This window comes from Zhongshania sp., from assembly GCF_041623545.1.
Lineage (GTDB): Bacteria > Pseudomonadota > Gammaproteobacteria > Pseudomonadales > Spongiibacteraceae > Spongiibacter.
In genome coordinates, this window is the sequence record NZ_JBFJWS010000327.1 from 1 (window position 1) to 3,434 (window position 3,434).

Here is a 3,434-nt window from a genome sequence, read left to right on the forward strand (position 1 = left end):
TCCACTTGACCACAAAGACCCCTACACCCTTTTGGTCGCCGTATTATTGTCAGCCCAGTGCACGGACGAGCGAGTCAACCAGATCACCCCCGCGCTATTTGAACTGGCTGACAATCCCTTTGATATGGCCAAACAGAATGTGGAAATTATCCGTCAGATCATTCGCCCCTGTGGCCTATCTCCACAAAAATCCAGCGCCATTAAACGCCTGTCAGAAATCCTCGTTGAGAAATTTAACGGTGTTGTCCCCCAGGATATGGCGGCACTGGAAACCCTACCCGGCGTCGGCCACAAAACCGCAAGTGTGGTGATGTCCCAAGCCTTTGGCGTACCCGCCTTCGCAGTCGACACCCATATTCATCGGCTAGCGCAGCGCTGGGGGCTAACGAATGGCAAAAACGTAGTACAAACTGAGAAAGACCTTAAATCCCTTTTCCCCAAGGAAAAGTGGAACTCGCTACATCTGCAAATTATCTTTTATGGCAGAGAATACTGCAGCGCCAGAGGCTGCGACGGCACGGTTTGCGAAATATGCACCACCTTATACCCAAAACGCAAAAAGCCCCCGAAAGTATACAAACCCTAGCCAACAATATGGCCCAGTGAACCACACGCCAGAATTTGTTATCCTTAACGGCTGATTTTTTCGCCCACATGCAAGAAGAGCAGAACCATGAGCACCACACTCTACGGCATTAAAAATTGCGATACCGTGCGCGCAGCCAGACGCTGGCTAGAAGCGCACAATGTCGACTTTAGCTTTCATGATGTTCGCGATACGCCACTCACTGCACAACAGCTAAAAATCTGGCTGCAGGAATTGGGGGTAGACACACTGGTCAATAAGCGCAGCACAACATGGAAGCAGCTCAGCCCCGCGCAACGCGATGAGCTAAACACAGACACAGCGATCCCTCTACTCCTGGAACACCCGACGCTAATGAAGCGCCCCCTGCTCGACACCGGCAGTGAGCTACACCTCGGATTTAAGGCCGATCATTATCAGTCGCTGTTCACCCACCACACCCTTTAAGCCATTTATCTATAGAGAACTTACAATGACCCAAGAATACTTCGCACTCGGCCTCGGCCTCGGCACCCAAAACCGCAAAGGCGAGTGGCTAGACACTTTTTACCCCAAGCCAATCCTGGCCCCCGCCGCCAAGCTGGTCGATGCCATCCTCAGCGTGATTGAACCGGTGCACGGCAACACTGCTAGCGCGGTGAACAGAGATCAAATGGCGCAGATTGCCGAAGCACTGAAAGCCGCTGGCAATAAAGAGCAGGCCGAGCTCGCCGTGCAATTGGCCAGTGGCAATCAGCCATTAGTGGTCACCATTCTCACTACGGATGATGCACCCGGTTCTGTTCCCGAAGGCTATTTAAAACTGCACTTGCTTTCGCACCGACTCGTCAAGCCGCACAGCATTAATCTGAACGGCCTGTTTGGCGCCCTACCCAATGTCGCTTGGACCAACAAAGGCGCGGTGGACATCAGCGAACTCAAAGGCCGACAGCTAGAAGCGCGCCTAAAAGGCGAAATGCTTGAAGTAATGTCCGTAGACAAATTCCCCAAGATGACTAATTACGTTGTTCCAAGTGGCGTGCGTATTGCCCACACCGCGCGCGTGCGCCTCGGCGCCTACCTTGGCGAAGGCACAACCATCATGCACGAGGGCTTTGTTAACTTTAATGCAGGCACCGAAGGTCCCGGTATGATCGAAGGACGTATTTCCGCCGGCGTTATGGTTGGCGCGGGTTCCGACCTCGGCGGCGGCTGCTCCACCATGGGCACACTGTCCGGCGGCAACAATATTATTATTTCTGTGGGTAAAGAATGCCTCATCGGCGCCAATGCCGGTGTCGGCATTCCCTTGGGCGATCGCTGCACCATTGAAGCAGGCCTGTACATAACCGCTGGTTCCGTCCTCACTATGATTGACTCCGACGGCGCAGTTGCCGGCACCACCAAAGCACGCGAATTATCTGGCCAGTCCGACTTGCTGTTCCGCCGCAATTCCAAGAATGGCGCGGTTGAGGTGTTAACCAATAAATCGGCCATCGCCCTTAACGAGATGCTCCACGCCCATAACTAAGCGTGGCTTACGATACTCTAGCGCCACTTGGCGCTAGAGCTAGCCTTGCCAACTACTCGCCATAGCCCATCGCATCGTTTAAGCGCATTTTGCTGCGCACAAATATGCCATTGCCACGCCCCACCTCGTTACCGTCACTATCATAAACAACCGCCTCAACGATAAATTGCGACTTAGTGCGATTAACAACTTTGCCCACGGATCTCAAACGCCCCTCAGACACCGGCCTTGTCAAATAGGTGGTGAACGATGTCGTCAACACAAAGTAATCTGGCTCTAATGAGTTAGCCGCGAAAAAGGCAGCGTCATCCAGCATTTTGAAATAGACCGAACCGTGTACAGCCCGAGCCGAGTGAAACAGCTTTTCAGACACCGCTATAGAAATCTCAGACTCCCCGTCGGTCACACATATTTCCGGCAAGTAAAAAGCATTCACTGGAGCGGCCTTATACATCGTTTCAAGTTGTCGGTAATGGGCTTCTTTGTTCATATCTCGGTCTCCTAAGTGCTACCAGTAATTTAGCCGAAGTATTCATTCCAAAAATGGCCGTCGGCATCAAGCATACAACTCCAGGCAAGCGCGGCGCAGTCGCAACGCATCCCTAAAATCTCTGACCGCATAAATATAACATAATTACTGCCAATACTTTACTTCCTGCCCCATTGTGGTAGCTTGCATCTTAGATCTGTTCGGTAAATATAAAAATTATAAGTCCGGCGCGCTTAAGAGCGCCTTTTCTGGAACTCAATATGTATAAAAATAAGCCAAGTGTTAGCTTCTCTCTACGGCCACTGGTATTCGGTATATCCGCAGCCTTACTCGGACCCGCAGCTGCGACCTCAGCCGCTCAGCTCGAGGAGGTCATCGTCACGGCCCAAAAGCGCGCCGAGGACATGCAGACCGTCCCCGTCTCGGTATCTGCCCTAACAGCCGACCAGCTTGCCGATATTGGTTTTAACGACATTAGCGACATCGCCGCGCAAGTGCCGTCGCTTATCGTACTCACCAATATTAGTCCGCTAGCCACCACCTTCAGAATTCGCAATATCGGCAATGCCGGTAACATCCCCAATTTTGAGCCCGCGACTGGCCTGTTTATCGACGGTGCCTTTCGGTCTCGCTCCGGCATTGGTATGGGCGACTTGGTAGATGTGAGTTCCGTTGAAGTCTTAAAAGGCCCCCAGAGTACCTTGCACGGTAAAAACGTCACCGCCGGGGTGATTAGCGTCGCAACGCAGGGCCCAACTGAAAACTTTGAAGCCATGGCGGAAGTCAGCTTTGGCAGCGACAAGCTGAAACAGATAAAAGCTTATGTGAGTGGGCCCTTTAGCGACTCA

Annotated in this window: 5 protein-coding genes; 4 read left to right on the forward strand and 1 reads right to left on the reverse strand. The window is 52.4% G+C overall.

What is annotated here, in order from left to right; genetic code table 11:
- The 3 genes from nth to dapD form a co-directional block, all read left to right on the forward strand.
- On the forward strand, positions 1 to 586 hold a 586-nt coding region (nth, locus tag ABYT30_RS17245; protein ID WP_373097690.1), incomplete at its 5' end, for an endonuclease III.
- Positions 587 to 673: 87 nt separating this feature from the next.
- Positions 674 to 1,033: an ArsC family reductase gene (locus ABYT30_RS17250; protein ID WP_373084106.1), complete on the forward strand. Its 360-nt coding sequence runs from the start codon at positions 674 to 676 to the stop codon at positions 1,031 to 1,033.
- A gap of 25 nt (positions 1,034 to 1,058) precedes the next feature.
- Entirely contained in the window at positions 1,059 to 2,096 is a 1,038-nt protein-coding gene (gene dapD, locus ABYT30_RS17255; RefSeq protein WP_373097692.1) for a 2,3,4,5-tetrahydropyridine-2,6-dicarboxylate N-succinyltransferase, read from the forward strand.
- Between the two features lie 52 nt (positions 2,097 to 2,148).
- On the opposite strand, the gene ABYT30_RS17260 is transcribed toward dapD, so the two are convergent.
- Positions 2,149 to 2,586, reverse strand: coding sequence for a PaaI family thioesterase (locus ABYT30_RS17260; RefSeq protein ID WP_373083315.1), 438 nt, complete (start codon positions 2,584 to 2,586; stop codon positions 2,149 to 2,151).
- A 260-nt stretch (positions 2,587 to 2,846) separates the two neighbouring features.
- Here ABYT30_RS17260 and ABYT30_RS17265 point away from each other — a divergent pair.
- The coding region (locus ABYT30_RS17265; RefSeq protein ID WP_373097695.1) for a TonB-dependent receptor plug domain-containing protein at positions 2,847 to 3,434 on the forward strand (588 nt) is incomplete at its 3' end.

Bases quoted from the DNA above. Each gene is read 5' to 3' on its own strand.
- ABYT30_RS17250 (WP_373084106.1), top strand. From the start codon at position 674: ATGAGCACCACACTCTACGGCATTAAAAATTGCGATACCGTGCGCGCA.
- ABYT30_RS17260 (WP_373083315.1), bottom strand. From the start codon at position 2,586: ATGAACAAAGAAGCCCATTACCGACAACTTGAAACGATGTATAAGGCC.
- dapD (WP_373097692.1), top strand. From the start codon at position 1,059: ATGACCCAAGAATACTTCGCACTCGGCCTCGGCCTCGGCACCCAAAAC.